The 26,065-nt window shown below is 65.9% G+C and carries 31 protein-coding genes and 2 tRNA genes; 11 read left to right on the top strand and 22 right to left on the bottom strand.

Features of this window, described 5'->3' with window-relative positions; genetic code table 11:
• Positions 1 to 30: 30 nt before the first annotated feature.
• The 3 genes from cgtA to rplU all read right to left on the bottom strand — a co-directional run bounded on the left by cgtA (position 31) and on the right by rplU (position 1,792).
• Positions 31 to 1,086, bottom strand: a complete 1,056-nt coding sequence (cgtA, locus tag ACSFBC_RS16380; protein ID WP_435511400.1) for an Obg family GTPase CgtA — start codon at positions 1,084 to 1,086, stop codon at positions 31 to 33.
• Positions 1,087 to 1,207: 121 nt separating this feature from the next.
• Complete coding sequence (gene rpmA, locus ACSFBC_RS16375; protein WP_435511399.1) at positions 1,208 to 1,468, bottom strand: 50S ribosomal protein L27; 261 nt, start codon at positions 1,466 to 1,468, stop codon at positions 1,208 to 1,210.
• Positions 1,469 to 1,480: 12 nt separating this feature from the next.
• On the bottom strand, positions 1,481 to 1,792 hold the full coding sequence (gene rplU, locus ACSFBC_RS16370) for a 50S ribosomal protein L21 (protein WP_183025021.1): 312 nt from the start codon (positions 1,790 to 1,792) through the stop codon (positions 1,481 to 1,483).
• Between the two features lie 184 nt (positions 1,793 to 1,976).
• Here rplU and ACSFBC_RS16365 point away from each other — a divergent pair, with 184 nt between their 5' ends.
• The 8 genes from ACSFBC_RS16365 (at position 1,977) to ACSFBC_RS16330 (ending at position 8,733) form a co-directional block, all read left to right on the top strand.
• Positions 1,977 to 2,969, top strand: coding sequence for a polyprenyl synthetase family protein (locus tag ACSFBC_RS16365; protein ID WP_435511398.1), 993 nt, complete (start codon positions 1,977 to 1,979; stop codon positions 2,967 to 2,969).
• A gap of 53 nt (positions 2,970 to 3,022) precedes the next feature.
• Positions 3,023 to 3,099 (top strand) — tRNA-Pro (locus tag ACSFBC_RS16360).
• 116 nt (positions 3,100 to 3,215) lie between these two features.
• On the top strand, positions 3,216 to 4,949 hold the full coding sequence (gene pilB, locus ACSFBC_RS16355; protein WP_435511397.1) for a type IV-A pilus assembly ATPase PilB: 1,734 nt from the start codon (positions 3,216 to 3,218) through the stop codon (positions 4,947 to 4,949).
• A 23-nt stretch (positions 4,950 to 4,972) separates the two neighbouring features.
• Positions 4,973 to 6,196 carry a type II secretion system F family protein gene (locus ACSFBC_RS16350; RefSeq protein WP_435511396.1) on the top strand — a complete coding sequence of 408 codons (1,224 nt, stop codon included), beginning with the start codon at positions 4,973 to 4,975 and terminating at the stop codon, positions 6,194 to 6,196.
• A complete protein-coding gene (locus tag ACSFBC_RS16345; RefSeq protein ID WP_435511395.1) occupies positions 6,196 to 7,041 on the top strand; it encodes a prepilin peptidase in 846 nt (281 codons plus the stop codon). The genes ACSFBC_RS16350 and ACSFBC_RS16345 overlap by 1 nt, the downstream gene beginning before the upstream one ends.
• Before the next feature lie 4 nt (positions 7,042 to 7,045).
• Positions 7,046 to 7,636, top strand: coding sequence for a dephospho-CoA kinase (gene coaE, locus ACSFBC_RS16340; protein WP_435511394.1), 591 nt, complete (start codon positions 7,046 to 7,048; stop codon positions 7,634 to 7,636).
• A gap of 67 nt (positions 7,637 to 7,703) precedes the next feature.
• Positions 7,704 to 8,459, top strand: a complete 756-nt coding sequence (gene zapD, locus ACSFBC_RS16335; protein ID WP_435511393.1) for a cell division protein ZapD — start codon at positions 7,704 to 7,706, stop codon at positions 8,457 to 8,459.
• Between the two features lie 61 nt (positions 8,460 to 8,520).
• Positions 8,521 to 8,733 carry a DNA gyrase inhibitor YacG gene (locus tag ACSFBC_RS16330; protein WP_435511392.1) on the top strand — a complete coding sequence of 71 codons (213 nt, stop codon included), beginning with the start codon at positions 8,521 to 8,523 and terminating at the stop codon, positions 8,731 to 8,733.
• A gap of 13 nt (positions 8,734 to 8,746) precedes the next feature.
• Here the strand turns inward: ACSFBC_RS16330 and mutT are convergent, their stop codons facing one another.
• The 4 genes from mutT to secA form a co-directional block, all read right to left on the bottom strand.
• Positions 8,747 to 9,151, bottom strand: a complete 405-nt coding sequence (mutT, locus tag ACSFBC_RS16325) for an 8-oxo-dGTP diphosphatase MutT (RefSeq protein ID WP_435511391.1) — start codon at positions 9,149 to 9,151, stop codon at positions 8,747 to 8,749.
• The gene (locus ACSFBC_RS16320) at positions 9,148 to 10,017 is read right to left on the bottom strand and encodes an ATP-binding protein (protein ID WP_435511390.1); all 870 of its coding nucleotides are present in this window, start codon (positions 10,015 to 10,017) and stop codon (positions 9,148 to 9,150) included. The genes mutT and ACSFBC_RS16320 overlap by 4 nt, the downstream gene beginning before the upstream one ends.
• Before the next feature lie 61 nt (positions 10,018 to 10,078).
• Complete coding sequence (gene argJ / locus ACSFBC_RS16315; RefSeq protein WP_435511389.1) at positions 10,079 to 11,308, bottom strand: bifunctional glutamate N-acetyltransferase/amino-acid acetyltransferase ArgJ; 1,230 nt, start codon at positions 11,306 to 11,308, stop codon at positions 10,079 to 10,081.
• Between the two features lie 138 nt (positions 11,309 to 11,446).
• Complete coding sequence (gene secA, locus ACSFBC_RS16310; protein ID WP_435511388.1) at positions 11,447 to 14,239, bottom strand: preprotein translocase subunit SecA; 2,793 nt, start codon at positions 14,237 to 14,239, stop codon at positions 11,447 to 11,449.
• A gap of 165 nt (positions 14,240 to 14,404) precedes the next feature.
• Between secA and ACSFBC_RS16305 the strand changes: the two genes are divergently transcribed.
• Entirely contained in the window at positions 14,405 to 14,710 is a 306-nt protein-coding gene (locus ACSFBC_RS16305) for a hypothetical protein (protein ID WP_435511742.1), read from the top strand.
• Positions 14,711 to 14,796: 86 nt separating this feature from the next.
• Here ACSFBC_RS16305 and ACSFBC_RS16300 read toward each other — a convergent pair.
• The 6 genes from ACSFBC_RS16300 to petA all read right to left on the bottom strand — a co-directional run bounded on the left by ACSFBC_RS16300 (position 14,797) and on the right by petA (position 19,116).
• Positions 14,797 to 14,872: transfer RNA gene (locus tag ACSFBC_RS16300), tRNA-Thr, on the bottom strand.
• A gap of 31 nt (positions 14,873 to 14,903) precedes the next feature.
• Positions 14,904 to 15,461 carry a ClpXP protease specificity-enhancing factor gene (locus ACSFBC_RS16295; protein WP_435511387.1) on the bottom strand — a complete coding sequence of 186 codons (558 nt, stop codon included), beginning with the start codon at positions 15,459 to 15,461 and terminating at the stop codon, positions 14,904 to 14,906.
• 145 nt (positions 15,462 to 15,606) lie between these two features.
• On the bottom strand, positions 15,607 to 16,218 hold the full coding sequence (locus tag ACSFBC_RS16290; RefSeq protein ID WP_183025009.1) for a glutathione S-transferase N-terminal domain-containing protein: 612 nt from the start codon (positions 16,216 to 16,218) through the stop codon (positions 15,607 to 15,609).
• A 97-nt stretch (positions 16,219 to 16,315) separates the two neighbouring features.
• A complete protein-coding gene (locus ACSFBC_RS16285) occupies positions 16,316 to 17,071 on the bottom strand; it encodes a cytochrome c1 (protein ID WP_435511386.1) in 756 nt (251 codons plus the stop codon).
• Between the two features lie 15 nt (positions 17,072 to 17,086).
• Positions 17,087 to 18,487 (bottom strand): cytochrome b, encoded by a 1,401-nt coding sequence (locus tag ACSFBC_RS16280; protein WP_435511385.1) that lies wholly within the window; start codon positions 18,485 to 18,487, stop codon positions 17,087 to 17,089.
• A 14-nt stretch (positions 18,488 to 18,501) separates the two neighbouring features.
• Complete coding sequence (gene petA / locus ACSFBC_RS16275; RefSeq protein ID WP_435511384.1) at positions 18,502 to 19,116, bottom strand: ubiquinol-cytochrome c reductase iron-sulfur subunit; 615 nt, start codon at positions 19,114 to 19,116, stop codon at positions 18,502 to 18,504.
• 162 nt (positions 19,117 to 19,278) lie between these two features.
• Between petA and mscL the strand changes: the two genes are divergently transcribed.
• Entirely contained in the window at positions 19,279 to 19,707 is a 429-nt protein-coding gene (gene mscL, locus ACSFBC_RS16270; protein WP_435511383.1) for a large conductance mechanosensitive channel protein MscL, read from the top strand.
• Here mscL and pdxA read toward each other — a convergent pair.
• Entirely contained in the window at positions 19,694 to 20,764 is a 1,071-nt protein-coding gene (gene pdxA, locus ACSFBC_RS16265; protein ID WP_435511382.1) for a 4-hydroxythreonine-4-phosphate dehydrogenase PdxA, read from the bottom strand. The genes mscL and pdxA overlap by 14 nt on opposite strands.
• Positions 20,765 to 20,787: 23 nt before the next feature.
• Entirely contained in the window at positions 20,788 to 21,561 is a 774-nt protein-coding gene (locus ACSFBC_RS16260; RefSeq protein WP_435511381.1) for a Nif3-like dinuclear metal center hexameric protein, read from the bottom strand.
• 109 nt (positions 21,562 to 21,670) lie between these two features.
• Here ACSFBC_RS16260 and ACSFBC_RS16255 point away from each other — a divergent pair, with 109 nt between their 5' ends.
• The gene (locus tag ACSFBC_RS16255; RefSeq protein WP_435511380.1) at positions 21,671 to 22,837 is read left to right on the top strand and encodes a S1C family serine protease; all 1,167 of its coding nucleotides are present in this window, start codon (positions 21,671 to 21,673) and stop codon (positions 22,835 to 22,837) included.
• Positions 22,838 to 22,875: 38 nt separating this feature from the next.
• On the opposite strand, the gene tatC is transcribed toward ACSFBC_RS16255, so the two are convergent.
• The 7 genes from tatC to hisI all read right to left on the bottom strand — a co-directional run bounded on the left by tatC (position 22,876) and on the right by hisI (position 26,037).
• The gene (gene tatC, locus ACSFBC_RS16250) at positions 22,876 to 23,679 is read right to left on the bottom strand and encodes a twin-arginine translocase subunit TatC (RefSeq protein ID WP_435511379.1); all 804 of its coding nucleotides are present in this window, start codon (positions 23,677 to 23,679) and stop codon (positions 22,876 to 22,878) included.
• Positions 23,680 to 23,739: 60 nt separating this feature from the next.
• A complete protein-coding gene (tatB, locus tag ACSFBC_RS16245; protein WP_435511378.1) occupies positions 23,740 to 24,201 on the bottom strand; it encodes a Sec-independent protein translocase protein TatB in 462 nt (153 codons plus the stop codon).
• A gap of 10 nt (positions 24,202 to 24,211) precedes the next feature.
• Positions 24,212 to 24,448, bottom strand: a complete 237-nt coding sequence (gene tatA, locus ACSFBC_RS16240; RefSeq protein WP_435511377.1) for a Sec-independent protein translocase subunit TatA — start codon at positions 24,446 to 24,448, stop codon at positions 24,212 to 24,214.
• Positions 24,449 to 24,524: 76 nt separating this feature from the next.
• Positions 24,525 to 24,884, bottom strand: a complete 360-nt coding sequence (locus ACSFBC_RS16235; protein ID WP_435511376.1) for a histidine triad nucleotide-binding protein — start codon at positions 24,882 to 24,884, stop codon at positions 24,525 to 24,527.
• Positions 24,874 to 25,263, bottom strand: coding sequence for a DUF4870 family protein (locus ACSFBC_RS16230; RefSeq protein ID WP_435511375.1), 390 nt, complete (start codon positions 25,261 to 25,263; stop codon positions 24,874 to 24,876). The genes ACSFBC_RS16235 and ACSFBC_RS16230 overlap by 11 nt, the downstream gene beginning before the upstream one ends.
• A 10-nt stretch (positions 25,264 to 25,273) precedes the next feature.
• Positions 25,274 to 25,648 (bottom strand): phosphoribosyl-ATP diphosphatase, encoded by a 375-nt coding sequence (locus tag ACSFBC_RS16225; protein ID WP_435511374.1) that lies wholly within the window; start codon positions 25,646 to 25,648, stop codon positions 25,274 to 25,276.
• Positions 25,648 to 26,037 (bottom strand): phosphoribosyl-AMP cyclohydrolase, encoded by a 390-nt coding sequence (gene hisI, locus ACSFBC_RS16220; RefSeq protein ID WP_435511373.1) that lies wholly within the window; start codon positions 26,035 to 26,037, stop codon positions 25,648 to 25,650. The genes ACSFBC_RS16225 and hisI overlap by 1 nt, the downstream gene beginning before the upstream one ends.
• Positions 26,038 to 26,065 lie beyond the last annotated feature (28 nt).

Here is a 26,065-nt window from a genome sequence, read left to right as displayed (position 1 = left end):
GGAGCGACCGCAGCCGCCCCGGGGAAGCGCTCAGGCGAAGCGCGGATCGACGTCGACCGGCGGCTGTTCGGCCACCTGCTGTGCCTTGACGTGCTGGTAGATGGCTTTCACGAGCGGCTCGCAACCATCGCGCGTGAGCGCCGAGATCTCGAACACCGGCCCCTTGAAGCGCAACCGCTTGACGAAGTCCTTGACGCGCGCGGCGCGTTCGTCGGACGGCACCATGTCCAGCTTGTTGAGCACCAGCCAGCGCGGCTTGTCGTACAGACCCGCGTCGTATTTCTTGAGCTCGCCGGCGATGGCCTTGGCCTGCGCCACCGGATCGACGCCTTCGTCGAAGGGCGCGAGGTCGACCACGTGCAGCAGCAGCCGGGTGCGTTGCAGATGGCGCAGGAACAGATGGCCCAGGCCGGCGCCTTCGGAGGCGCCTTCGATCAGTCCGGGCAGGTCGGCCACCACGAAGCTCTGCTCGGGGCCGACGCGCACCACGCCCAGGTTGGGGTGCAGCGTGGTGAAGGGGTAGTCCGCGATGCGCGGGCGGGCGTTGGAGATGGCGGAGATCAGCGTCGACTTGCCGGCGTTCGGCATGCCCAGCAGGCCCACGTCGGCCAGCACCTTGAGCTCGAGCTTGAGGCTCTTCTTGTCGCCCGGCCAGCCCGGCGTCTTCTGACGCGGGGCGCGGTTGATCGCGCTCTTGAAGCGCATGTTGCCGAAGCCGCCGTCGCCGCCCTTGGCGATCGTGACCATTTCACCCGGCACCAGCAGTTCGTACAGGACCTCGCCCGTTTCGGCATCGGTGACGATGGTGCCGACCGGCATCTTCAGCACGATGTCGTCGCCCGCGGCGCCGAACATGTCGGAGCCCATGCCGTGCTGGCCGCGCTTGGCCTCGTGGCGGCGCGAATAGCGGAAATCGACCAGCGTATTGAGGTTGACGTCGGCCACGGCGAACACATGCCCGCCCCGACCGCCATCGCCGCCGTTGGGGCCGCCGAATTCCTTGTACTTCTCATGACGGAACGACACGCAGCCGTTGCCGCCATCGCCAGCGGCGATGTCGATGAAGGCTTCGTCGACGAACTTCATGGGATGTCCAGTTTACAAATGAAAAGCCCTTCTGGCGACGGCACGGAGCGGCAGTGGCCAGCGGACGAAAAATGAAGAAGCCCCGACAAGCGGGGCTCCGGGCAGATCGGGACGACGGTGCTTAAGCAGCCGGCGTCACATTGATCGTGTGCTTGTTCAGCGCGCCCTTGATGGCGAACGACACGTGGCCTTCGACCAGTGCGAACAACGTGTGGTCCTTGCCCACGCCGACGTTGACGCCGGGGTGGAACTGGGTGCCGCGCTGACGCACGATGATCGAGCCTGCGCTGATCAGTTCACCGCCGAACGCTTTCACGCCCAGCATCTTGGGCTTGGAATCGCGCCCGTTTCGCGTGGAGCCGCCGCCTTTTTTCTGTGCCATGGTGCCTTCTCCTTAACCAGCGATCGCGCCGATTTGCAGTTCGGTGAACTGCTGGCGATGGCCTTGACGTTTCTGATAGTGCTTGCGACGGCGCATCTTGAAGATGTGCACTTTGTCGTGCTTGCCGTGCGAGAGCACAGTGACCGTGACGGATGCGCCGGACACCAGGGGCGTGCCGATCTTGATTTCTGCGCCGTTGCCGACTGCGAGAACCTGATCGATCACGATCTCCTGGCCTACGTCCGCAGCAATCTGTTCTACTTTAATTTTTTCGCCGGAAGCAACGCGATACTGCTTGCCGCCGGTTTTTATGACCGCGTACATGATGACCTCTTGATGAAGATGGCTCCGCGGCGAATTCCGCAGAGCCCAAGATTCTAGCACGCCCCCTTCCGCGGGGCCAATGCGCCCAGGCAAGCATCCCACGCGCTCCCTATAATTTGGCTTCGCACCTGCGGCCCGCGCCGCTCGTCCCTCACTTCAAGCAGCGCCCCGGCGCGTCATCGTTTTGCCCAGCCCCGCCGCAGACTCTTCCCCGACGACCTCCGTTCTGGCGCTGATTGCAGACGACATGGTCGAAGTCGATCGCGTGATTGCACGCCGCCTCGATACCGGGGTGCCGCTGGTCAGCCACGTGTCGCAGTACATCATCTCCGCGGGCGGCAAGCGACTGCGCCCGGCATTGCTGCTGCTGATGGCCGGCGCACTGGGCTACCGAGGCGAGCAGCGCTTCAACCTCGCCGCCGTGGTGGAGTTCATCCACACCGCGACCTTGCTGCACGACGACGTGGTCGACGAATCCACGCTGCGGCGCGGCCGGCCGACCGCGAACGAATCCTTCGGCAACCCGGCCAGCGTGCTGGTCGGCGACTTCCTCTATTCGCGCGCGTTCCAGATGATGCTGGACGCGAACAACATGCGCGTGATGCAGATCCTGGCCGAGGCGACCAACATCATCGCCGAGGGCGAAGTGCTGCAGCTCATGAACATGCATGACGCTTCGCTCGACGAGTCGGCCTACCTGCGCGTGATCCGCTCCAAGACCGCCAAGCTCTTCGAGGCCAGCACCCGCCTGGCTGCGGTGCTCGCAGGCGCCGATGCGGCGACCGAGGAAGCCTGCGCGTCCTATGGCCAGGCGCTGGGCACCGCCTTTCAGGTCATCGACGACGTGCTGGACTACGAGGGCGATGCCAGCGAGACCGGCAAGAACGTCGGCGACGACCTGCGCGAAGGCAAGACCACGCTGCCGCTGATCCTCGCGATGCAGCGCGCCGCGCCCGCGCAGAGCGCGCTGGTGCGCAACGCCATCGAGACCGGCGACACCACCCAACTCCCGCACATCGTGGCCATCGTGCGCGAAACGGGTGCGCTCGATGCCACCCGTGCCGCCGCCGCCGCCGAAGCGCAGCGCGCGATCGATGCATTGAGTGGTTTTTCTGCGAATTCGCACGTTGAAGGTTTGCTACAATTAGCGGCTCAGTTGCTTGAGCGACGCGCCTAGACCTCTCACGAGAGTGAGCACCAGGACGATTTCTCTTTTCTTGCAACCACCATCGGGGTGTAGCTTAGCCTGGTAGAGCGCTACGTTCGGGACGTAGAGGCCGGAGGTTCGAATCCTCTCACCCCGACCAGCCTTTTGAGGCTGTAATACACAATGCTGCGCCGTCCCTCGACGGGCAGCCGTTTACAGTCCCTGGGCGATCAGCGATGATCGTGAAGCACTTTTTCACGCTTTTTACATTCGCTGATGGCCGCTGCAGAACCCCTTGCCAAAGATAGCGCCTCCGTCGCCCTTCCGGGCCTCGCACGGGCGTTGATCTCTGCCGGCAAGCTGCCCGCCAAGACCGCCGAAGAAATCTACCAGCGGTCGCTCTCGGGGCGCTCCAGCTTCATCGCCGAACTCACCGGCACCGGCGCCGTCTCCGCCGCCGATCTCGCGCACACGCTGTCCAGCGCCTTCGGCGCCCCTTTGCTCGACCTCGATGCCATCGATCCGCAACGCCTGCCCAAGGACCTGCTCGATGCGAAGCTGTGCCAGGCCTACCGGATCGTCGTGCTCAGCAAGCGCAACAACCGGCTGATCGTCGCCACCGCCGACCCCTCCGACCAGCAGGCCGTCGAGAAGATCAAGTTCGCCTCGCAGATGGGCGTCGACTGGGTCATTGCCGAATACGACAAGCTCTCCCGCATGGTCGAGCAGGCGGCCGCCAGCGCCGCCGAAACCATCGACGGCATCGTCGGCGCCGAGTTCGAATTCGACGAGGCCTCGATCGACACCCCCAGCGACGCCGCCGAGCAGGCCGTCGCGGAAGTCGAAGACGCGCCGGTGGTGCGCTTCCTGCACAAGATGCTGCTCGACGCCTTCGCGATGCGCGCGTCGGACATCCATTTCGAGCCCTACGAGCACCAGTACCGCGTGCGCTTTCGCATCGACGGCGAACTGCGCGAGATCGCGAGCCCGCCGCCGGTCATCAAGGACAAGCTGGCCTCGCGCATCAAGGTGATCTCCAAGCTCGACATCTCCGAGAAACGCGTGCCGCAGGACGGCAAGATGAAGCTCAAGATCGGTCCCGACCGGGTGATCGATTTCCGCGTGAGCACGCTGCCGACGCTGTTCGGCGAGAAGATCGTGATCCGGATCCTGGACCCGAGCAGCGCCCGCCTGGGCATCGATGCGCTGGGCTACGACGCGGTCGAGAAGGAGCGCCTGCTGACCGCGATCGGCCGGCCCTACGGCATGGTGCTGGTCACCGGTCCCACGGGCTCGGGCAAGACGGTGTCGCTCTACACCTGTCTCAACCTCCTCAACAAGCCCGGCGTGAACATCGCGACCGCGGAAGACCCATCGGAAATCAACCTGCCGGGCGTGAACCAGGTCAACGTCAACGAGAAGGCCGGCCTGACTTTCGCCACCGCGCTGCGCGCTTTCCTGCGGCAGGACCCCGACATCATCATGGTCGGCGAGATCCGCGACCTCGAAACCGCCGACATCTCGATCAAGGCGGCGCAGACGGGCCACCTGGTGCTTTCGACGCTGCACACCAACGACGCACCGACCACGCTCACGCGCATGCGCAACATGGGCATCGCGCCCTTCAACATCGCGTCGAGCGTCATCCTGATCACGGCCCAGCGCCTCGCGCGCCGCCTGTGCACCGTGTGCCGCGAGCCCTCGGAAGTGCCACGCGAGGCCTTGCTCGATGCCGGCTTCAAGGACGCCGACATCGACGGCAGCTGGAAGCCGTACCGCGCCGTCGGCTGCTCGGCCTGCAACGGCGGCTACAAGGGACGCGTGGGCATCTACCAGGTCATGCCGGTGTCCGAAGAAATCCAGAAAATCATCCTGCGCGACGGCAGTGCATTGGAAATCGCCAAGCAGTCCGAGGCCGAGGGCGTGCGTTCGCTGCGCCAGTCGGGCCTGAAGAAAGTGATGCAGGGACTGACCTCGCTCGAGGAAGTGCTCGCGGTCACGAACGAATAGTATTGTTGAGAAGCGGAACCCTCATGGCAACGGCAACATCCACCCCACGCGGACACAAGGAATTCGTGTACGAGTGGGAGGGCAAGGATCGCAACGGCAAGCAGGTGCGTGGCGAGCTGCGCGCGGCCGGCACCAACCAGGTCCAGGCCGCGCTGCGGCGCCAGGGCGTGCTGCTGACCAAGGTGAAGAAGCGGCGCATGCGCTCGGGCAAGGCCATCAAGCCCAAGGACATCGCGATCTTCACGCGCCAGCTGGCGACCATGATGAAGGCCGGCGTGCCGCTGCTGCAGGCCTTCGACATCGTCGGGCGCGGCAACGCGAACCCGAGCGTCGCCAAGCTGCTCAACGACATCCGCAGCGACGTCGAGACCGGCACCTCGCTGTCGGCCGCCTTCCGCAAGTTTCCCAAGTACTTCGACAACCTCTACTGCAACCTGGTCGAGGCCGGCGAAGCCGCGGGCATTCTGGAAGAACTGCTGGACCGGCTCGCCACCTACATGGAGAAGACCGAGGCCATCAAGTCGAAGATCAAGTCGGCCTTGATGTACCCGATGTCGGTGGTGGTGGTCGCGTTCATCGTGGTGGCCATCATCATGATCTTCGTGATCCCGGCCTTCAAGGAAGTGTTCAGCTCCTTCGGCGCCGACCTGCCGGCCCCGACGCTGATCGTGATGGGCATCAGCGAGTTCTTCGTGTCCTACTGGTGGCTGATCTTCGGCGTGATCGGCGGCGGCATCTACTTCTTCCTGCAGGCCTGGAGGCGCAACGAGAAAGTGCAGCGCGTCATGGACCGGCTGCTGCTGCGCATTCCGATCTTCGGCAAGCTGATCGACAAGTCCTGCGTCGCGCGCTGGACCCGTACGCTGGCGACCATGTTCGCGGCCGGCGTGCCGCTGGTCGAGGCGCTCGACTCGGTGGGTGGCGCCTCGGGCAATTCGGTGTATGCCGATGCCACCGTCAAGATCCAGCAGGAGGTCTCGACCGGCACCAGCCTGACGACGGCCATGACCAATGCCAACGTGTTCCCGTCGATGGTGCTGCAGATGGCGGCGATCGGTGAAGAATCCGGCTCGATCGACCACATGCTGGGCAAGGCCGCCGACTTCTACGAGGCCGAGGTCGACGACATGGTCGCCGGCCTGTCCAGCCTGATGGAGCCCATCATCATCGTGTTTCTCGGCACCCTCATCGGCGGCATCGTGGTCTCGATGTACCTGCCCATCTTCAAGCTGGGCCAGGTCGTCTGATGCTGGTGTCGCAAGGTGTGGACGCCGCATTGGCCGGCGTGTTCGGGCTGCTGATCGGCAGCTTCCTCAACGTGGTGATCTATCGCCTGCCCAAGATGCTCGAGCGGCAGTGGGTGGCGGATTGCGCCGGCCTCGACGGCAGCGAGCCGGACGCCGTCGAACCCTTCAATCTGATGGTGCCGCATTCGCGCTGCCAGCAATGCGGCCACGTGATCCGCTGGTACGAGAACGTGCCGCTGGTCAGCTACCTGCTGCTGCGCGGACGCTGCTCGGCCTGCAAGACGCCGATCGGGCTGCGCTACCCGCTGGTCGAGCTCGTGACCGGTCTGCTGTTCGCCTGGTGCGTCTGGCGCATGCCGGGCCAATGGGCAGCGCTGGCCTGGTGCGGCTTCTCGGCCGCGCTGCTGGCCCTGGCGCTGATCGACTGGGACACCACGCTGCTGCCGGACGACATCACCCTCCCCTTGCTGTGGGCCGGGCTGCTGGCCTCGATGCTGGGCTTGACCGGCGTGGCGCTGAACGCGGCCGTGGCGGGCGCGGTCGCCGGCTATCTTTCGCTCTGGAGCGTGTACTGGCTGTTCAAGCTCGCCACCGGCAAGGAAGGCATGGGCTACGGCGACTTCAAGCTGTTCGCGGCCTTCGGTGCCTGGTTCGGCTGGCAGGCGCTGGTGCCGATCGTGCTCATGGCCTCGGTCATCGGCGTGATCGTCGGCCTGGCGCTCAAGTTCAACAACGGTCTGCGCGAAGGCGGCTACGTGCCCTTCGGCCCCTTCCTCGCCGGCGCCGGCTTCACGGCGATGTTCTTCGGCGCCGACGCGATCCTTCGCGTGGTCGGCCTTGGGTGACGCCATGCGCATCGGACTGACCGGCGGCATCGGCAGCGGCAAGAGCACGGTCGCGGCCCTGCTGGTGCAGCACGGCGCCGCACTCGTCGACACCGATGCCATCGCGCGTGCCATCGCGCAGCCCGGCGGCGCCGCCATGCCGGCGATCGAGGCGGCCTTCGGCGCCACGGTCATCGATGCGGACGGCGGCCTCGACCGCGCCCGCATGCGCGCCATCGTGTTCAGCGATACCGACGCCAGGAAGCGGCTCGAAGCCATCCTGCACCCGCTGATCGGCCTCGAGACCGAACGCCAGGCCGCCGCGGCAACCGGGGCACCGATCGTGTTCGACGTGCCGCTGCTGGTCGAGTCGAAGCGCTGGCGGGGCATCGTGGACCGCGTGCTGGTGGTCGATGCGCGCGAAGCCACGCAGCTGCAACGCGTGATCGCGCGCTCCGGCTGGACGCCCGAGGCCGTGCAGGCCGTGATCGCACAGCAGGCGCCGCGCAGCGCACGGCGCGCGGCCGCCGATGCGGTGATCTTCAACGACGGGCTCGATCTGCAGCAACTCGCCCAGGAAGTTCAGCACCTGTGGGACCGCTGGACGGCCCATTGAAGCAAGACGACACATCCTGCACGCCACCCGGCGGCTATGATCCCTCGACAGGAAACGATACATCCGCGTGATTCTTTACGAGTACCCCTTCAACGAGCGCATCCGGACCTACCTCCGGCTGGAGCATCTGTTCCGCCGGCTGGGCGAGCTGGTCCCCTCGGACTCCGCCCTCTCCCATCACTACGCCCTCGTCACGATCTTCGAGATCATGGACGTGGCTGCGCGCGCCGACCTCAAGGCCGACGTGCTGCGTGATCTCGACAAGCACAAGAGCGTCTTCAACAGCTACCGCGGCAACCCGGCGATCTCGGAGGCCGCGCTCGACCAGGTTGTTGCGCAGCTCGAGCGCAACTTCGCCACGCTCCACACCCTGCCCGGCAAGGCCGGCCAGGCGCTGACGGAGAACGAGTGGCTGATGAGCATCCGCAGCCGCGCCGGCATTCCCGGCGGCACCTGCGAATTCGACCTGCCGGCCTACCACGCGTGGCAGAACCGCCCTCCGACGGCGCGGCGCAAGGACCTGGAGCGCTGGTCGGCCACGCTGTCGCCCCTGGCCGAAGCGATCTACCTGCTGCTCAAGCTGCTGCGCGACGCCGATGTGCCCTACAAGGTCATGGCCACCGGCGGTCAGTTCCAGCAGAACCTTCCGCAAGGACGGAGCTTCCAGTTGCTGCGCCTGCGCATCGACCCGCGGCTGGGCGTGATCCCCGAGATCAGCGGCAACCGGCTGATGGTCTCGGTGCGGCTCATGCGCCATGAAGACGACGACCGCCTGCATCCCAGCCCGCAGGACACCCCTTTCGAATTGACGCTCTGCGCGTGACGTGCGCGCAGACGAACCGGCTTGGACGCCCCGCACGGGCGCAAAGCGCAGGAGACACACGATGAGCACCCGAAGCACACCGAGCGGCGAACGCATCGTCCGCTGCCCCGCCTGCGGCCAGGACAGCGTCTACGGCCCCAGCAATGTCTACCGCCCCTTCTGCAGCGCGCGCTGCAAGGGCGTCGACCTGGGCGCCTGGGCCAGCGAGGAATTCCGCGTGCCGACCGAGGCCCCGCCGGACGAAGCAGCCTTCGGCGACCCTCGGCTGCAGTAGAGAAAAGAGCGGGCTAGGAAGCGCGCTCTTCGCTCAGCCACTGGAGCACCGGCAGCGCCCCAGGCAGCACCGGGCTCACGTCCAGCGGCAGCTGCTGCCAGCGCATGGCCTGCCCTTCGCGCATCTCGAAGTCGCCGGACCACACGCGCACCTTGCACCAGTGCAGCCGCACCAGGGCATGCGGATAGTCGTGCTCGGTGACCTTCCAGACCTCGGCACCCGCGATGGTGATGCCGAGCTCTTCTTCGAGTTCGCGGCGCAGCGCCTGCTCGACCGTTTCACCAGCCTCGATCTTGCCGCCCGGGAACTCCCAATAGCCGGCGTAGGGCTTGCCTTCTGGGCGCGTGGACAGCAGCAGGGCGTCGTCGGCACCGATCAGGATGCCGACGGCGACTTCGGTGTGCTTGCGCTCGGTCATGCTCTTCCTGCGTAGTCGCGCGCGAACTGGTAGGCCACGCGGCCGCTGCGCGAACCGCGCTCCAGCGCCCAGACCAGCGCCTCGGGCCGCGCGGCCTCGATCGCCGCGGCATCGACGCCAAAGGACGACAGCCACTGCGCCGTGATCGCCAGGTACTCGCTCTGGCTGAAGGGATAGAAGCTGACCCAGAGACCGAAGCGCTCCGACAGCGAGATCTTTTCCTCGATCACCTCGCCGGGATGGACTTCGCCGTCCTCGGTGTGGGTGTAACTCAGGTTGTCCTTCATGTACTCGGGCAGCAGGTGGCGCCGGTTGCTGGTCGCGTAGATCAGCACGTTGGGCGTCGAGGCGGCCACCGAGCCGTCGAGAATGGACTTGAGCGCCTTGTAGCCGGGCTCGCCCTCGTCGAAGCTCAGGTCGTCGCTGAAGACGATGAACTTCTCGGGGCGGTTGGCCACCACCTCGACGATGTCGGGCAGGTCGGTCAGCTCGGCCTTGTCGACCTCGATCAGGCGCAGGCCCTGCGGCGCATAGGCGTGCAGGCAGGCGCGGATCAGCGAGGATTTGCCGGTGCCCCGCGCGCCGGTCAGCAGCACGTTGTTGGCCGGCTTGCCTTCGACGAACTGACGCGTGTTGCGCTCGATCTTTTCCTTCTGGACGTCGATCTCCTTGAGCGCGTCGAGCGGCATCTGGGCCAGATGCCGCACCGGCTCCAGCACGCCGTGGCCCGAGCTGCGGCGGCGGTAGCGCCAGGCGATGGCGGCGTCCCAGTCGGCGGGCGCCTGCAGCGGCTGCGGAAGGATCGATTCGATGCGTGCGATCAGGTGCTCCGCGCGCTCGATCAGCTTGTCAAACTTGTCGTTCATGGTTCTGTCAGCAAGGAGCAGGAAGACGAAGCGGTGCGCCCCGCGCACCGCCCGCGACAGATCAAGACCGGTAGTCGGCGTTGATCGAGACGTAGTCGTGGCTGAGATCGCAGGTCCAGACCGTGTCGACGGCCGTGCCGCGGCCCAGGCCGATGCGCACCGTGATCTCGCTCTGCTTCATGACGCGCTGGCCGTCTTCTTCGCGATAGGCCGGGTTGCGGCCGCCCTTGACCGCCACGTGCACGTCGTCGAGGTGCAGGTCGATGCCGGTCTGGTCGAGATCGCCGATGCCGGCATAGCCGACCGCCGCGAGGATGCGGCCGAGGTTGGGGTCGCTGGCGAAAAAGGCGGTCTTGACCAGCGGCGAATGCGCCACCGCATAGGCCACCTGCCGGCATTCCGCGCTGTCGCGGCCGCCTTCGACGCGGATGGTGATGAACTTGGTGGCGCCTTCGCCGTCGCGCACGATGGCCTGCGCCAGCAGCCGTGCCACGTCCTGCATGGCCGCGAGCAGCACGCGACCGTCGGCCGAGTCGAGCGAATCGATGCGGGTGTGCGCGGCCTTCTGCGTGGCGATCACGACGAAGGAGTCGTTGGTCGAGGTGTCGCCGTCGATGGTCACGCGGTTGAAGGACGCATCGGCCAGGGCCTTGGCCAGCGGCTGGATCAGCGCCGGGTCGATCTGCGCGTCGGTGGCCATGAAGCCGAGCATGGTCGCCATGTTCGGCCGGATCATGCCCGCGCCCTTGCTGATGCCGCTGACCGTGACGGTCGCGCCGCCGATCTGCACCTGGCGGCTGAAGGCCTTGGGCACGGTGTCGGTGGTCATGATGCCCTCGGCCGCGCGCGCCCAATGGTCGGGCGATGCATCGGCGATCGCGGCGGGCAGACCGGCCTCGATGCGGTCGACCGGCAGCGGCTCCATGATCACGCCGGTCGAAAACGGCAGGATCTGTTCCGGTGCGATGTTCAGTTCGCGGGCCAGCGCCACGCAGCTCTGGTGGGTGCGGGCCAGGCCGTCTTCGCCGGTGCCGGCGTTGGCGTTGCCGGTGTTGATCAGCATCGCGCGGATGCCGTAGTTCTTCACCAGGTGGTCGCGGCAGACCTGCACCGGCGCGGCACAGAAACGGTTCTGCGTGAACACGCCGCCCACGGCAGCGCCTTCGTCGATCAGCACGACCGTCAGGTCCTTGCGGTTCGCCTTGCGCACGCCGGCTTCGGCCACGCCGATGCGCACGCCGGGCACCGCGAACAAGGCGGCAGGATCAGGAGCGGACAAATTCACAGGCATGGTGGTTTTCTCTTCTGGTAGATCAGTCGTCCCCGTATTGGCCTGTTCCAGAAACACCGAGGAACCGGCTTCGCCGGGCTGCTGGTGTTGCCCCCTGCAAGGGGGTGGGAGGCCACACGAAGTGGGCAAGCCTGGGGGTTAGCTCAACTTCCCATGGCACTGCTTGAACTTCTTGCCGCTGCCGCACGGGCAGGGGTCATTGCGGCCGACGCGCGCGAAGGCGGCGGCTTCGGCACTCAGGCCCCCACCCGCTGCAACGGCCGCTGCTGCACGGCGCGTGCTCTCCTCGTCGACCCGCACCTCGACCTCGCCCGTTTCGGTGGGCGCGGTGTAGGTGATGTTCGAGATCGCTTCGGCACGGCTCTCCAGCGTCTCGGCGGCCTCTTCGAGCTGTTCGCCCGACTGCACGCGCACCGTCATGAGCTGGCGCGTGACGGCGTTCTTGACCGAGTCGAGCAGCTGGCCGAACAGCTCGAAGGCTTCGCGCTTGTATTCCTGCTTGGGCTGCTTCTGCGCATAGCCGCGCAGGTGGATGCCCTGGCGCAGGTAGTCGAGCGACGCCAGATGTTCGCGCCAGTGGGTGTCGATGCTCTGCAGCAGCACCATGCGTTCGAACTGGGTGAAGTTCTCCTGGCCGATCAGCGCGAGCTTGGCTTCGAAGGCGGCGTTGGCGGCCGCGACGACCTTCTCGACGATGTCCTCGTCGGTGATGGCAGAGGCCGCCTCGACGTCCTTCTTGAGCGGGATCTCGAGGCCCCAGTCGTTGGCCAGCGTCTTCTCGAGCGCGCCGAGCGTCCATTGCTCCTCGACCGATTCGGCCGGCACGTGCTGGCGCGTGAGGTCGGTGAAGCAGCCTTCGCGCAGCGCCGTGATCTGCGCATTGAGGTCGGTGGCATCCAGGATGTCGTTGCGCTGCTGGTAGATCACCTTGCGCTGGTCGTTCGACACGTCGTCGTACTCGAGCAGCTGCTTGCGCACGTCGAAGTTGCGCGCTTCGACCTTGCGCTGCGCACTCTCGATGCTGCGCGTGACGATGCCGGCTTCGATCGCCTCGCCGTCGGGCATCTTGAGCCGGTCCATGATGGACTTGACGCGGTCGCCCGCGAAGATGCGCATCAGCGGATCGTCCAGGCTCAGGTAGAAGCGCGAGGAGCCCGGATCGCCCTGACGGCCCGACCGGCCGCGCAGCTGGTTGTCGATACGGCGCGATTCGTGGCGTTCGGTGGCGATGATGCGCAGACCGCCCAGCGCCTTCACGGCCTCGTGGTCCTTGTCCCATTCGGCGCGCAGCGTGGCGATCTCGGCCTGCTTGCCGGCCTCGTCGAGCCCTTCGTCGGCCTCGACGGCCGCGATCATCTTCTCGACGTTGCCGCCCAGCACGATGTCGGTACCGCGACCCGCCATGTTGGTGGCGATGGTGATCATCTTGGCGCGACCGGCCTGCGCGACGATGTCGGCTTCACGGGCATGCTGCTTGGCGTTGAGCACCTGGTGCGGCAGGCCGGCCTTGTTGAGCAGCTCGTCGATGATTTCCGAGTTCTCGATCGACGAGGTGCCGACCAGCACCGGCTGGCCGCGCTCGTAGCATTCGCGGATGTCCTGGATCGCCGCCTCGTACTTCTCGCGCGTGGTTTTGTAGACGCGGTCGAGCTGGTCCTCGCGCCGGCTGATGCGGTTCGGCGGGATGATCATGGTCTCCAGACCGTAGATCTCCTGGAATTCGTAGGCTTCGGTGTCGGCCGTGCCGGTCATGCCGGCCAGCTTGCCGTACAGGCGGAAGTAGTTCTGGAAGGTGATCGAGGCCAGCGTCTGGTTCTCGGCCTGGATCTCCACGCCTTCCTTGGCTTCCACGGCCTGGTGCAGGCCGTCGCTCCAGCGGCGCCCGCTCATCAGGCGGCCGGTGAACTCGTCCACGATCACGACCTCGCCCTGCTGCACCACGTAGTGCTGGTCGCGGTGGTACAGATGCCGGGCGCGCAGCGCGGCATTCAGATGGTGCATCAGCGTGATGTTGGCCGGGTCGTAGAGCGATGCGCCTTCGGGCAGCAGTTTGAACTCGGACAGCACCTGCTCGGCCTTCTCGTGGCCGTCTTCGGTCAGGAAGACCTGATGGGTCTTCTCGTCGACCGTGAAGTCGCCGGGCTTGGTCACGCCTTCGCCGGTGCGCGGGTCTTCCTCGCCCTCCTGCTTGACCAGCAGCGGCACCACCTTGTTGATCGCCAGGTAGGTGTCGGTATGGTCCTCGGCCTGGCCGCTGATGATCAGCGGCGTGCGGGCCTCGTCGATCAGGATCGAGTCCACCTCGTCGACGATCGCGTAGTTCAGCTGACGCTGCACGCGGTCCTGCGACTCGTAGACCATGTTGTCGCGCAGGTAGTCGAAGCCGTACTCGTTGTTGGTGCCGTAGGTGATGTCGGCGGCGTAGGCGGCCTGCTTCTCCTCGCGTGGCATGTTGGGCAGGTTGATGCCCACGGTCAGCCCGAGGAAGTTGTAGAGCCGGGCCATCCACTGCGCGTCGCGGTTGGCCAGGTAATCGTTCACCGTCACCACGTGCACGCCCTTGCCGGACAGCGCGTTCAGGTACACCGGCAACGTCGCCGTGAGGGTCTTGCCCTCGCCGGTGCGCATTTCGGAGATCTTGCCGTTGTGCAGGGCCATGCCCCCGAGCAGTTGCACGTCGAAGTGCCGCATCTTCATCGAGCGCTTGGAGCCCTCGCGCACCGTGGCGAAGGCCTCGGGCAGCAGGTCGTCCAGCGACTCGCCCTTCGCGATGCGCTCCTTGAACTCCTGCGTCTTGGCGCGCAGCGCATCGTCGCTGAGCTGCTCGAACTGGGGCTCGAGGCTGTTGATGCGCTCCACAGTCTTGCGGTACTGCTTGAGCAAGCGGTCGTTGCGACTGCCGAAGATTTGGGTCAGGAAGTTGGTGGCCATGTGTGAAGGATCGATCGGGCGCTCGAAGCTTCGGACGCTGCGACGAAATCCCTAAGATAGGGTGAAAGCACTTGGGCACGCTTTGCCTGAAAGCAAGCGGTCCGTACCGGCGCATGTGCCGGCAAACCAGGCATTTTAGCCACTAGGTCCAGCTCCCTCATGTCAATACACCGTCGCTTCAAGCCCCAGACCCTGCTCGAGGCCACAGATGGCTCGCCCACCCTGGCAGGACTGGTCGCGCGAGCCCGCGATGCGAGCGAGCGGCTGAAGGCGGTCGAGACGCTGATTCCGGCCGACATGCGGGCCGCGGTGAAGGCCGGCCCCGCCGAGGAGGACGTCTGGTGCCTGCTGGTACAAGGCAGCGCCGCGGCGGCCAAACTGCGTCAGCTGACGCCGGCGCTCGTGACCCGCCTGAATGCCAAGGGCTGGAACGTCTCGAGCATCCGGATCAAGGTGCAGGCCCGGCACTGAGAGCGGCGGGGCCGGGCAAGAAAAAACCCCTATGGCACGGAGGCCGCAGGGGTTCGATCGTTCCAGGATGTCCCTGGATTCAAAGATGGTGCCGCTTGTCGGAATCGAACTGACGACCTACCGCTTACAAGGCGGTTGCTCTACCAACTGAGCTAAAGCGGCGCGGACAGAATTCTACCGGCGCGGATGCGCCTTACTTGATGCGCTTGAGCGAAGGCTTGGTGCCTCCGCCCACGGGCGGCTTCGGCGGCTCGGGCTCGACCGGTGCATGGCCCTCGCCGTCGAGCGACTCGTCGGAGCCTTCGACCGCGACCAGATGCACCACCTTGCTGGCATCGCCTTCATTGCCGCGCGACGCATCGCGCAGGGGCATGCGGGGCGCTTGTGTCGAGGGCTCGTCATCCCCGCCACCCGACGAGGAAGTCGGCGCGGGCGCGGGAAAGGCCATGCCCTGGCCGTTCTCGCGCGCATAGATCGCGATCACGCGGCCGATCGGCACGACGATCTCGCGCGCAGAACCCGCGAAGCGGGCCTTGAACTCGATGAAGTCGTTGCCCAGCTTGAGCGAACTGGTCGCATCGAAGCTGACGTTGAGCACGATCTCGCCGTTCTTCACGTACTCGCGCGGCACCTGCACGGTGTCGTCGACCAGCACCGCGACATAGGGCGTGAACCCGTTGTCGGTGCACCATTCGTACAGTGCACGGATCAGGTACGGGCGGGTGGAAGTCGAATCGAGTGCGTTGATCATGTGATTGGTGATTGCGGCCCGTCGAGACGGGCCCCCGCATTTTCGCGGAACACCGCGGAACCGGCTTTGCCGGGCCGCAGGTGTTGCCCCCGGATGGGGGAAGGCGCGCGCGACACGAAGTGCGCGAAGCCCTCGGGGGCGAGTCTTACTTCCGCATGACCTTTTCGGACGGCGTCAGCGCTTCGATGTAGGCCGGGCGCGAGAAGATGCGTTCGGCGTACTTGAGCAGCGGTGCCGCATTCTTGCTGAGGTCGATGCCGTAGTAGTCGAGGCGCCACAGCAGCGGCGCGATGGCCACGTCGAGCATCGAGAAGTTGTCGCCCAGCATGTACTTGTTCTTCAAGAACACCGGCGCGAGCTGGGTCAGACGGTCACGGATGTGCGCACGCGCCTTTTCCAGGGCTTTGTCGTTGCCCTTGGCGGCGCGGTTCTCGAGCGCAGCCACGTGCACGAACAGTTCCTTCTCGAAGTTGAGCAGAAAGAGGCGAACGCGCGCACGGTCGACCGGATCGCCGGGCATCAGTTGCGGATGCGGGAAGCGCTCGTCGATGTACTCGTTGATGATGTTCGACTCGTACAGGATCAGGTCGCGTTCGACCAGGATCGGAACCTGGCCGTACGGGTTCATCACGCTGATGTCTTCGGGCTTGTTGTAGAGATCGACGTCGCGGATTTCGAAGTCCATCCCCTTCTCGAACAGCACGAAGCGGCAGCGGTGGGAAAAGGGGCAGGTCGTACCTGAATACAGAACCATCATGGCGAGAGACTCCTAAAAATCAAAAAGAGTGGGTCGCGTTGGCAACCCACTCTGCGGGACCGGTCGCCCTGCGGCGACATCGATCGGCATTGAACGACTACTTGACGTCTTTCCAGTACGACGCGTTGAGGCGCCAGACGAAGACCAGCGCCATCGAGAGGAACAAGAGCACCCAGACGCCGATGCGCACGCGGGTGTTCTGGGCCGGCTCGGCCATCCACTGCAGGTAGTTGACGAGATCGCCCACCGCCTGGTCGTATTGCAGCGGGGTCAGCGTGCCCGGACGGGTCTGTTCCCAGCCCTTGAAGACTTCGACCTCGTGGCCGTGCGACTCGACCTTGGTGTAGACCGGGCGACGGTCGCCTTGCAGCTCCCACAGTGCGTGCGGCATGCCGACGCTCGGGAACGCGAGGTTGTTCCAGCCGGTGGCCTTGGTGTCGTCGCGGTAGTAGGTGCGCAGGTAGGTGTACAGGTAGTCGGCACCCGTACCGCCATGGCCGGCGCGCGAACGCGCCACCAGGGTCAGGTCGGGCGGATTCGCGCCGAACCATTCCTTGGCCTGGTGCGGATCGATGTTCGCCTTCATGACTTCACCGACCTTGTCGGTCGTGAACAGCAGGTTGTCCTTGATCTGCTGCTCGGTGATGCCGATGTCCTGCAGCCGGTTGTAGCGCATGAACGCCGCCGAGTGGCAGCCCAGGCAGTAGTTGACGAACAGCTTGGCGCCGTTCTGCAGCGAGGCCAGGTCGTTGGTCTTGTTGGGCGCCTTGTCCCAGGCGATACCGCCTTCGGCGGCCTGGGCACCCGTGACGATGCCGAGAGCGGCGATCAGCGTGAGGATCAGTTTCTTCATTCTTCTTCTCTTGGCTCAGTGCGCATGGAAGGTGACGCGTTCCGGCACCGGCTTGAACGTACCCAGGCGGCTCCACCACGGCATCAGCAGGAAGAAGCCGAAGTAGAACAGGCTGCCGACTTGCGACACGCGTTCGCCCAGCGGCGACGGCGGCTGCACACCCAGGTAGCCCAGGACCAGGAAGTTGATCACGAACACGCCGTACAGGTACTTGTTCCAGGTCGGGCGATAGCGGATCGACTTCACCGGGCTGTGGTCCAGCCAGGGCAGGAAGAACAGGATGATGACGGCACCGCCCATCACGACCACGCCCCAGAACTTGGCATCGATCGACAGCATCAGCGCGGCCACGACGACCGCGGCGATCACGAACGCACCCTTGACGATGACCGGCACGCGGGCCTTCCACACGCCGAAGACGGCGGCGCCCACGACGCAGGCGATCAGCGCATACATCATCTCGCTGGTGATGGCACGCAGCATCGAATAGAAGGGCGTGAAGTACCAGACGGGCGCGATGTGGTTGGGCGTCTTGAGCGAATCGGCCGGGATGAAGTTGTTGTACTCCAGGAAGTAGCCGCCGGCTTCGGGCGCGAAGAAGATCACGGCCGAGAAGATCGTCAGGAAGATCACGACGCCGAAGATGTCGTGCACCGAGTAGTACGGGTGCGACGGGATGCCGTCGACCGGGTGACCGTCGGGGCCGAGGTTGGCCTTGATCTCGATGCCGTCGGGGTTGTTCGAGCCGACTTCGTGCAGCGCGATCAGATGCGCCACGACCAGACCCAGCAGCACCAGCGGCACGGCGATCACGTGGAAGCTGAAGAAGCGGTTCAGCGTCGCGTCGCTCACCACGTAGTCGCCGCGGATCAGCAGCGCGAGGTCAGGGCCGACGAAGGGGATCGCGGCGAACAGGTTCACGATCACCTGGGCGCCCCAGTAGGACATCTGGCCCCAGGGCAGCAGGTAGCCCATGAAGGCCTCGGCCATCAGGCACAGGAAGATCGCGCAGCCGAAGACCCAGATCAGCTCGCGCGGCTTGCGGTAGCTGCCGTAGATCAGGCCGCGGAACATGTGCAGGTACACCACCACGAAGAAGGCCGAGGCCCCCGTGGAGTGCATGTAGCGGATCAGCCAGCCCCAGGGCACGTCGCGCATGATGTACTCGACCGAGGCGAACGCGAGGTTGGCGTCGGGCTTGTAGTGCATCACCAGGAAGATGCCGGTCACGATCTGGATCACGAGGACCAGCATCGCGAGCGAACCGAAGATGTACCACCAGTTGAAGTTCTTCGGCGCGTAGTACTTGCCCCATTGGTCGTTCCACAGCTTGGTCAGCGGGAAGCGGTTGTCGACCCAGTTCAGCAGCTTTTCGCCGGCCGGGGCATTGGGGGAGATTTCGTGGAATTCAGCCATATTCTTCTTCTGCCTCAGGCTTTCTTGTCTTCGCCGATCAGCAGGCGCGTGTCCGAGAGGTACATGTGCGGCGGAACCGGAAGATTGTCAGGCGCGGGCTTGTTCTTGTAGACGCGGCCGGCCAGGTCGAAGGTCGAACCATGGCAAGGGCACAGGAAGCCACCTTCCCAGTTGTCGGGCAGCGAGGGCTGCGGACCGGCCTGCAGCCGGTCGATGGGGGAGCAGCCGAGGTGCGTGCAGATGCCGACCACCACCAGCACTTCGGGCTTGATGGAGCGGCCTTCGTTGCGTGCGTACTCGGGCGTGAATTCCGCCGGATTGCGCGCGGACTTCGGATCGGCCAGCTGGCTGTCGAGCTTGGGCAGCTCGGCGATCTGTTGCGGCGTGCGCTTGAGAATCCACACGGGCTTGCCGCGCCATTCGACGGTGAGCTTCTCACCGGGCTGCATCGCGCTGATGTCCACTTCGACCGGCGCACCGGCGGCCTTGGCGCGTTCGGAGGGCTGGAAGGTGCTGACGAAGGGGATGGCGGTTGCCACGCCACCCACGGCACCGGCGCAGGTCGATGCAATCAACCACGTCCTCTTGCTCTTGTCGATCCGGGGGGCGCCGACGGGGATGTCACTCATGGGGGTCCTCAATCTTCTCGCTGGGGGCTTGGGTCAACCCGCGATTGTAGCGGAGCGATACAGACAGATTCAACGCGCACGCAGCGACAAAGCGCGCCGCATGCATGCCCGGCGCACCTCTATACTGACCGCGAATCCAACATCAACGCGAGGTAGGCAGACATGAGCGTGCTCAAAGAGTTCCGGGAATTTGCCGTCAAGGGCAACGTGATCGATCTGGCCGTGGGCGTGATCATCGGGGCGGCCTTCGGCAAGATCGTCGACTCGCTGGTCGCCGACGTGATCATGCCGCTCGCGGGCCTGGTCTTCGGCAAGCTCGACTTCTCCAACCTCTTCGTGGTGCTGGGCACGGTGCCGGCCGGCGTGGCCAACAACCTCGCCGACCTGAAGAAGGCCGGCGTTCCGGTGCTGGCCTACGGCAACTTCATCACCATCGCGGTCAACTTCGTGATCCTCGCCTTCATCATCTTCATGATGGTCAAGCAGATCAACCGGCTGCGGAAGAAGGAAGAAGCGGCGCCCGCCGTCGCGACCCCGCCCGAGGACATCGCGCTGCTGCGCGAGATCCGCGACAGCCTCAAGCGCCCCTGAGCGCGTCCGGCGCGAGCGATCGCGCCATCCGGATCGCTTCGATCAGGCTGGCCGCATCCGCGCGGCCGGTGCCCGCGATGTCGAAGGCAGTCCCGTGGTCGGGGCTGGTGCGCACCAGCGGCAGCCCCAGCGTCACGTTCACGCCCTTGTCCACGCCCAGGTACTTGACCGGGATCAGTCCCTGGTCGTGGTACATCGCGATCACCACGTCGAATTCGCCGGCCTTGTCCGGCGTGGCCCGGGCCCGCATGAAGACGGTGTCGGGCGCATAAGGACCCTGGGCGTCGATGCCTTCGGCGCGTGCCGCGGCAATGGCGGGCGCGATGATGTCGTGCTCCTCGCTGCCGAACAGGCCGCCCTCCCCCGCATGCGGATTCAGGCCCGCGACGCCGATGCGCGGCGCGCGACCCAGCGCGGCGCTCAAGGCCCGGTGCGCGATCCGGAGCGTGTCCAGCACGCCGCCGACATGCACCGCGTCGATCGCATGGCGCAGGGACATGTGGATGCTGACCAGCACCGTGCGCAGTTCGTCGTTGGCCAGCATCATGCGCACCGGCACCTCGGACAGCGGTCGCTGCAGATGCGCGGCCGCCTCGGCCTGCAGCAGTTCGGTGTGGCCAGGAAAAGGAAAGCCCGCGGCGGCCAGCGATTCCTTGTGCAGGGGCGCGGTGACGATGGCCGCCACCTGCCCCTTCAACGCGGCGCGCGCGGCCCACACCACGCTGTCACCGGCCGCCTTTCCCGCGGCCGCGCCGACCTTCCCTGTCACCACGCCCTGCGGCACGTCGATGGCTTGCAGCAGCGGCAGGCAGTGCGGCGGCAGGTCCGCGACCTCGTCGGCCTGCGCGATCAGCGCCACCGGCAGCGACGCGCCGCCGGGCACCGCCAGCGCCGCCGCGGCACGGCGCAGGGTGCCGAGGTCGCCCACCACGAAGCAGCCGCGCGTCAGTGCGGGCGCCTGCAGGAAGGCCTTGACCACGATCTCGGGGCCGATGCCCGCCGGGTCGCCCATGGTGATGGCGATCGGCAGACCTGCCGATGCAGCGTTGTCGTGCATGTCCCTCATCCCGCTCTCCCCGCTCATGCCGGGTTGTCGATGTCGATGAATTCGTGCACCAACCCGAGCTGCGCGGCGACGTGCGCGGCCACCGCAGGGGCGCCGTAGCGTTCGGTGGCGTGATGGCCGCAGGCCAGGAAGGCCACGCCCAGTTCACGCGCGTAGTGGGCCTGCGGCTCGGAGATCTCGCCGGTGATGAAGGCATCGGCGCCTGCTGCGATCGCGGCCTCGAAGTAGCCCTGCGCGCCGCCGGTGCACCAGGCCACGGTCTGGATCGGGCGGCGCGTGCCTGGCACCAGCGTCACGTGTCGGCCCAGCACCTGCTCGACGTGTGCCGCGAGCGCTGCGGCATCGGCGAAGCCGCTGCCGTCGATGCGCCCGCCGATGAAGCCCAGGTCCTGCTCGCCGAAGCGACCGGCCGATCCCAGGTGTGCGACCAGGCCCAGTTGCAGCCCCAGCTGCGCGTTGTTGCCCAGCTCGGGATGCGCATCGAGCGGCAGGTGATAGGCGAACAGGTTCACGTCGTCGCCCAGCAGCAGGCCCAGGCGCTGCCGCATCCAGCCGGTGACACACCCGTCCTGGCCGCGCCAGAACAGGCCGTGGTGCACGAAGATCGCATCGGCCTCGGCATGGATCGCGGCCTCGATCAGCGCCCGGCTGGCGGTCACGCCCGACACGATCTTGCGCACCGTGGTGCGACCCTCGACCTGCAGGCCGTTGGGCCCGTAATCCTTGAAACGCGCGGGGGCCAGCAGCAGGTCGAATGCGTGCAGGAGTTCGTGGCGGGTGGTGCTCATGTGCCGATTGTGGCGCGGCGCGGGCGACGTTGCGATGCGTTGAGGGACAATTGCGCCCTGGCACCGGCCGCGTGTGGCCGCGCTCTCATTTCGATTCGACCCACTGTTCATGAAACGCACCTGGCTGCTCTTCGCCCAAGCCGTGACCGTCCTGCTGGCGGCCTATTTCGTGGTCGCCACGCTCAAGCCCGAATGGCTCAACCGGCGCACCTCGCTGAGCGGGCTGGTCTCGATCATCGAGGCGCCCGGCAACGCCAGCCCGGCCACGACAGCGGCCGGCAGCCTCAGCGCGGCCGCCAAGAAGGCGGCGCCGGCGGTGGTCAGCATCAACACCAGCAAGGCCGCACAGCGCCACCCGCGCAGCAACGACCCCTGGTTCCGCTTCTTCTTCGGCGACCAGGGCGACGACCAACCCCAGGTCGGCCTGGGCAGCGGCGTCATTGTCAGCACCGACGGTTACATCCTCACCAACAACCACGTGGTGGCGGGCGCCGACGAGATCGACGTCACGCTCAACGACAGCCGGCACGCGCGCGGCAAGGTGATCGGGACCGACCCGGAAACCGACCTGGCGGTGCTCAAGATCGAACTCGACAAGCTGCCGGCGATCGTGCTGGGCAATTCCGACGCGCTGGAAGTGGGTGACCAGGTGCTGGCCATCGGCAACCCGTTCGGCGTTGGCCAGACCGTGACCAGCGGCATCGTCTCGGCGCTGGGGCGCAACCAGCTGGGCATCAACACCTTCGAGAACTTCATCCAGACCGACGCGGCCATCAACCCCGGCAATTCGGGCGGCGCGCTGGTCGACGTGAACGGCAACCTCCAGGGCATCAACACCGCGATCTACTCGCGCTCCGGCGGCAGCATGGGCATCGGCTTCGCGATCCCGGTGTCGATCGCCAAGCAGGTGCTGGGCGACATCGTGAAGGAAGGCAAGGTCACGCGCGGCTGGATCGGCGTGGAGCCCAGCAACCTCTCGCCGGAACTGGCCGAGACCTTCGGCGTCAAGGCCAATGCCGGCGTGATCATCACCGGCGTGCTGCAGAACGGCCCTGCCGCCAAGGCCGGCGTCCGGCCGGGCGACGTGATCACCAGCGTGGACGATCGGAAGGTCGACAACGTGCAGGAACTGCTGACCGCGGTGGCCGGCCTCAAGCCCGGCAACGAGGCGCGCTTCGCGCTGCAGCGCGGCACGGACAAGATGGAACTGAACGTGGTGCCGGGTCTGCGACCGAAGGTTCAGCAGCGTCGCAGTCCGGCCGACGACACGGAATAGAACGAAAAAGATGCCCGGCGCCGGGCATCTTTTTTCTCTCAGGAGGAGGCCGAATCGGCGCCTTCTTCTTCCTTGGGTGCGGCGCTGTGCTTCACGAAGAAGCGCGCCGCGATGATCCCGATTTCGTAGAGCAGACACATCGGCACCGCCAGCGCCAACTGCGACACCACGTCGGGCGGCGTGAGCACCGCGGCCACCACGAAGGCCAGCACGATGAAGTAGCCGCGGAAGCTGCGCAGCTTCTCGATGGTGACCAGCTCGAAGCGCACCAGCAGCATCACCACGATCGGCACCTGGAACGCGCAGCCGAAGGCGATGTAGAGCGACAGGATCGCTTCCACGTAAGACGAGATGTCGGGCGTGGCCGCCACGCTGGGTGGCGTGAACTTCTGGATGAAGCCGAACATCTTGTCCAGCACGAAGAACTGCACGAAGCCGATGCCCGTGTAGGCCAGCAGGCTGCCGAAGAAGATCAGCGGCAGCGCGAACTTCTTTTCATGGCTGTAGAGGCCCGGCGCCACGAACATCCAGATCTGGTACATCAGCCAGGGCAGCGCCAGCAGCACGGCCGTCATGCCCAGCACCTTCAGCGGCACGAAGAACGGCGAGAACACGCCGATGGCGATCAGCTTCGCATCGGGCGGCATGTGGGCCCGGATGGGCATGGCGATCAGGTCGATCAGTCCGCTCGGGCCGGGCCAGAAGGCCAGCAGCGCGGCGGCCACGGCCAGGCCGTAGACGCAGTAGAGCAACCGGTCGCGCAGCTCCATCAGGTGCGCAACGAACGGCTGCTCGGTGCCCGCCAGTTCGTCGTCTTTTTTCTTGTCGGTGGAATCGGCCATGGGGGAACGCTGCGGGCAGGAAGTCGGGGCGCGCGGCGCGCGACCGATTCGGCGTGGCGGCTAGTTGATCTTGTGGGGACGAAAGCGCGCGACGCGCGCCGCGCCGGAAAGCGCCTTGGTACGAACGCCGTTGCGGGACTTGTACCACTGCGGCGTGGCGCCCTGCTTCAAGCGCCAGTTCTTGCGGGGATGCTTGTACTCGGGATAGGACGCGGCTTCGGGCTCGGCCAGCGCCGACAGGGTCTGGCCGCTCTCCGAGAACTGCTTCTCGAAGTCGCTCGCACCCGCGTGGATGCTCTGTTCGACATCGCGCGCAGCGTCCTGCACCGTGTCCTTCATCTTGCGCAGTTCGTCGAGGTCCATCGACCGATTGACCTCGGACTTGACGTCGTTGACGTAGCGCTGGGCCTTGCCGAGCAGCATGCCGACCGTGCGCGCCACCCGGGGCAGCTTTTCAGGCCCGATGACGATCAGCGCCACCGCGCCGATCAGCGCAATTTTCGAGATGCCGAGGTCGATCACGCGCGGCGGCTCAGGACTTCTGACGCGCTTCGACGTCGATCGTCGACTTGTCGGCGGCCGGCGTGCCGGTCACGTGCTGCGTGGGCGCAGCGGACGCGTCGGTGGACGAGCCGTCCTTCATGCCGTCCTTGAAGCCCTTGACGGCGCCGCCGAGGTCGGAGCCCATGTTGCGCAGCTTCTTGGTGCCGAAGATCATGACCACGACGAGCAGCACGATCAGCCAGTGCCAGATGGAAAAGGAACCCATGGAAGTACTCCTGAAGAATGAAAAGAATTTTAGTCCCGACGGCCCGGGCGGCATCGACCGCCACCCGCCAGCATGACTAGCCCTTGAGCCAGGGGCGCGGACCGCCCATGACGTGAACATGGAGATGGTGGACTTCCTGCCCACCCTCTTGGCCGGTATTGATCACCACCCGGAAGCCGCCCTCGGGGTACGGCCGGCAGCCCTGCTCGAGCGCCAGCTTCGGCGCCAGCGTCATGATGCGGCCCATCAGCGCCGCATCGTCGGGCGTCAATTGCGCCATCGAAGGAATGTGCCGCTTGGGCACGAGCATGAAATGCACCGGCGCCCAGGGCGAGATGTCGTGGAAGCCGAACAGCTCCTCGTCCTCGTAGACCTTCTTCGACGGGATCTTGCCCTCGACGATCTTGCAGAAGATGCAATTCGAATCAGACGACATCGGCGGGCTCCATGGCGCGGCCGGCGTTCATGCGCACCATGCCCTTGACGATCCGGTAGAGGAACCACAGCGAGATCAGCCCCCAGGCGATCCAGCCGGGCACGATGAACAGCAGCCACAACCACGAGGTCAGCAGGTACAGCACGCCCGCCCACAGCACCGAGCGGATGCGCCAGCTGAAGTGCGATTGCTGCCAGGTGCCGACCGCGTCGGAGCGCTTCACCAGGTCGATCACCAGCGCGATCAGCAGCAGCACGATCGAGGCCTGCGTGCCCGGCAGCACCGCCCCCACCGCCACGATAAGGTGCAGGATGTAACTGACCCAGCCCCAGGTCTTGAGCGATTCGTCAGGTTGGACGGTCACGATGTCATCGGCCATGGTGTTCCCTTCAGTCGTTGGAAGCTTCACGGGCCTGCGCCTTGCGCAGTGCCTTTTCCTCGATGCCGCTGGTGCCCGCGCGGCGGGCCAGTTCGGCCACCACCTCGCGAGGGCTCAGGCCGTAATGCGCCAGCGCCACCATCGTGTGGAACCACAGGTCGGCCACTTCGTTCACTATTTTTTGCGGATCGCCGCCGTGGTCGGCGTCCTTGGCCGCCATCACGACCTCGGTCGCCTCCTCGCCGATCTTCTTGAGGAAGGCGTCGGGGCCCTTGTGCAGCAGGCGGGCGACGTAGCTCTGATCGGGGTCGCCGCCGCGTGCGGGCAGGCGGCTTTCGATCACGGCCGCAAGGCGGTCCAGCGCGTCGGTGGTCATCGTTTCCATTATTTGTAGATCGTCCCTGGGTCTTTCAGGACCGGCTCGACCGCGGTCCACCGGCCATTCTCGTACCGGCTGAAGAAACAACTGTGACGGCCAGTGTGACAGGCAATGCCGGGCTCGTGACCGAGTTGTGTCACCTTGAGCAGCACCACGTCGTTGTCGCAATCGAGGCGGATCTCGTGAACCGTCTGCACATGGCCGGATTCCTCGCCCTTGAACCACAGCTTGGCGCGCGAGCGGCTGAAGTACACGGCGCGGCCGAGTTCGGCCGTCTTGGCCAGCGCCTCGCGGTTCATCCAGGCGAACATCAGGACATCGTTGCTGCCCTGTTCCTGCGCGATCACCGGCACCAGGCCGTTCTCGTCCCATTTCACTTCATCGAGCCAGTTCATTGCCGGATTGTCGAGGATTCGCAGCCGG

Origin of the sequence: Variovorax frigidus, assembly GCF_051216515.1 — a bacterium.
Lineage (GTDB): Bacteria > Pseudomonadota > Gammaproteobacteria > Burkholderiales > Burkholderiaceae_C > Variovorax.
This window is presented reverse-complemented; position numbering and strand designations above follow the sequence as displayed.

Bases quoted from the DNA above. Each gene is read 5' to 3' on its own strand.
- cgtA (WP_435511400.1), bottom strand. From the start codon at position 1,086: ATGAAGTTCGTCGACGAAGCCTTCATCGACATCGCCGCTGGCGATGGC.
- rpmA (WP_435511399.1), bottom strand. From the start codon at position 1,468: ATGGCACAGAAAAAAGGCGGCGGCTCCACGCGAAACGGGCGCGATTCC.
- rplU (WP_183025021.1), bottom strand. From the start codon at position 1,792: ATGTACGCGGTCATAAAAACCGGCGGCAAGCAGTATCGCGTTGCTTCC.
- pilB (WP_435511397.1), top strand. From the start codon at position 3,216: ATGGCCGCTGCAGAACCCCTTGCCAAAGATAGCGCCTCCGTCGCCCTT.
- ACSFBC_RS16350 (WP_435511396.1), top strand. From the start codon at position 4,973: ATGGCAACGGCAACATCCACCCCACGCGGACACAAGGAATTCGTGTAC.
- ACSFBC_RS16345 (WP_435511395.1), top strand. From the start codon at position 6,196: ATGCTGGTGTCGCAAGGTGTGGACGCCGCATTGGCCGGCGTGTTCGGG.
- coaE (WP_435511394.1), top strand. From the start codon at position 7,046: ATGCGCATCGGACTGACCGGCGGCATCGGCAGCGGCAAGAGCACGGTC.
- ACSFBC_RS16330 (WP_435511392.1), top strand. From the start codon at position 8,521: ATGAGCACCCGAAGCACACCGAGCGGCGAACGCATCGTCCGCTGCCCC.
- mutT (WP_435511391.1), bottom strand. From the start codon at position 9,151: ATGACCGAGCGCAAGCACACCGAAGTCGCCGTCGGCATCCTGATCGGT.
- ACSFBC_RS16320 (WP_435511390.1), bottom strand. From the start codon at position 10,017: ATGAACGACAAGTTTGACAAGCTGATCGAGCGCGCGGAGCACCTGATC.
- argJ (WP_435511389.1), bottom strand. From the start codon at position 11,308: ATGCCTGTGAATTTGTCCGCTCCTGATCCTGCCGCCTTGTTCGCGGTG.
- secA (WP_435511388.1), bottom strand. From the start codon at position 14,239: ATGGCCACCAACTTCCTGACCCAAATCTTCGGCAGTCGCAACGACCGC.
- ACSFBC_RS16295 (WP_435511387.1), bottom strand. From the start codon at position 15,461: ATGATCAACGCACTCGATTCGACTTCCACCCGCCCGTACCTGATCCGT.
- ACSFBC_RS16290 (WP_183025009.1), bottom strand. From the start codon at position 16,218: ATGATGGTTCTGTATTCAGGTACGACCTGCCCCTTTTCCCACCGCTGC.
- ACSFBC_RS16285 (WP_435511386.1), bottom strand. From the start codon at position 17,071: ATGAAGAAACTGATCCTCACGCTGATCGCCGCTCTCGGCATCGTCACG.
- ACSFBC_RS16280 (WP_435511385.1), bottom strand. From the start codon at position 18,487: ATGGCTGAATTCCACGAAATCTCCCCCAATGCCCCGGCCGGCGAAAAG.
- petA (WP_435511384.1), bottom strand. From the start codon at position 19,116: ATGAGTGACATCCCCGTCGGCGCCCCCCGGATCGACAAGAGCAAGAGG.
- mscL (WP_435511383.1), top strand. From the start codon at position 19,279: ATGAGCGTGCTCAAAGAGTTCCGGGAATTTGCCGTCAAGGGCAACGTG.
- pdxA (WP_435511382.1), bottom strand. From the start codon at position 20,764: ATGCACGACAACGCTGCATCGGCAGGTCTGCCGATCGCCATCACCATG.
- ACSFBC_RS16260 (WP_435511381.1), bottom strand. From the start codon at position 21,561: ATGAGCACCACCCGCCACGAACTCCTGCACGCATTCGACCTGCTGCTG.
- ACSFBC_RS16255 (WP_435511380.1), top strand. From the start codon at position 21,671: ATGAAACGCACCTGGCTGCTCTTCGCCCAAGCCGTGACCGTCCTGCTG.
- tatC (WP_435511379.1), bottom strand. From the start codon at position 23,679: ATGGCCGATTCCACCGACAAGAAAAAAGACGACGAACTGGCGGGCACC.
- tatA (WP_435511377.1), bottom strand. From the start codon at position 24,448: ATGGGTTCCTTTTCCATCTGGCACTGGCTGATCGTGCTGCTCGTCGTG.
- ACSFBC_RS16235 (WP_435511376.1), bottom strand. From the start codon at position 24,884: ATGTCGTCTGATTCGAATTGCATCTTCTGCAAGATCGTCGAGGGCAAG.
- ACSFBC_RS16230 (WP_435511375.1), bottom strand. From the start codon at position 25,263: ATGGCCGATGACATCGTGACCGTCCAACCTGACGAATCGCTCAAGACC.
- ACSFBC_RS16225 (WP_435511374.1), bottom strand. From the start codon at position 25,648: ATGGAAACGATGACCACCGACGCGCTGGACCGCCTTGCGGCCGTGATC.
- hisI (WP_435511373.1), bottom strand. From the start codon at position 26,037: ATGAACTGGCTCGATGAAGTGAAATGGGACGAGAACGGCCTGGTGCCG.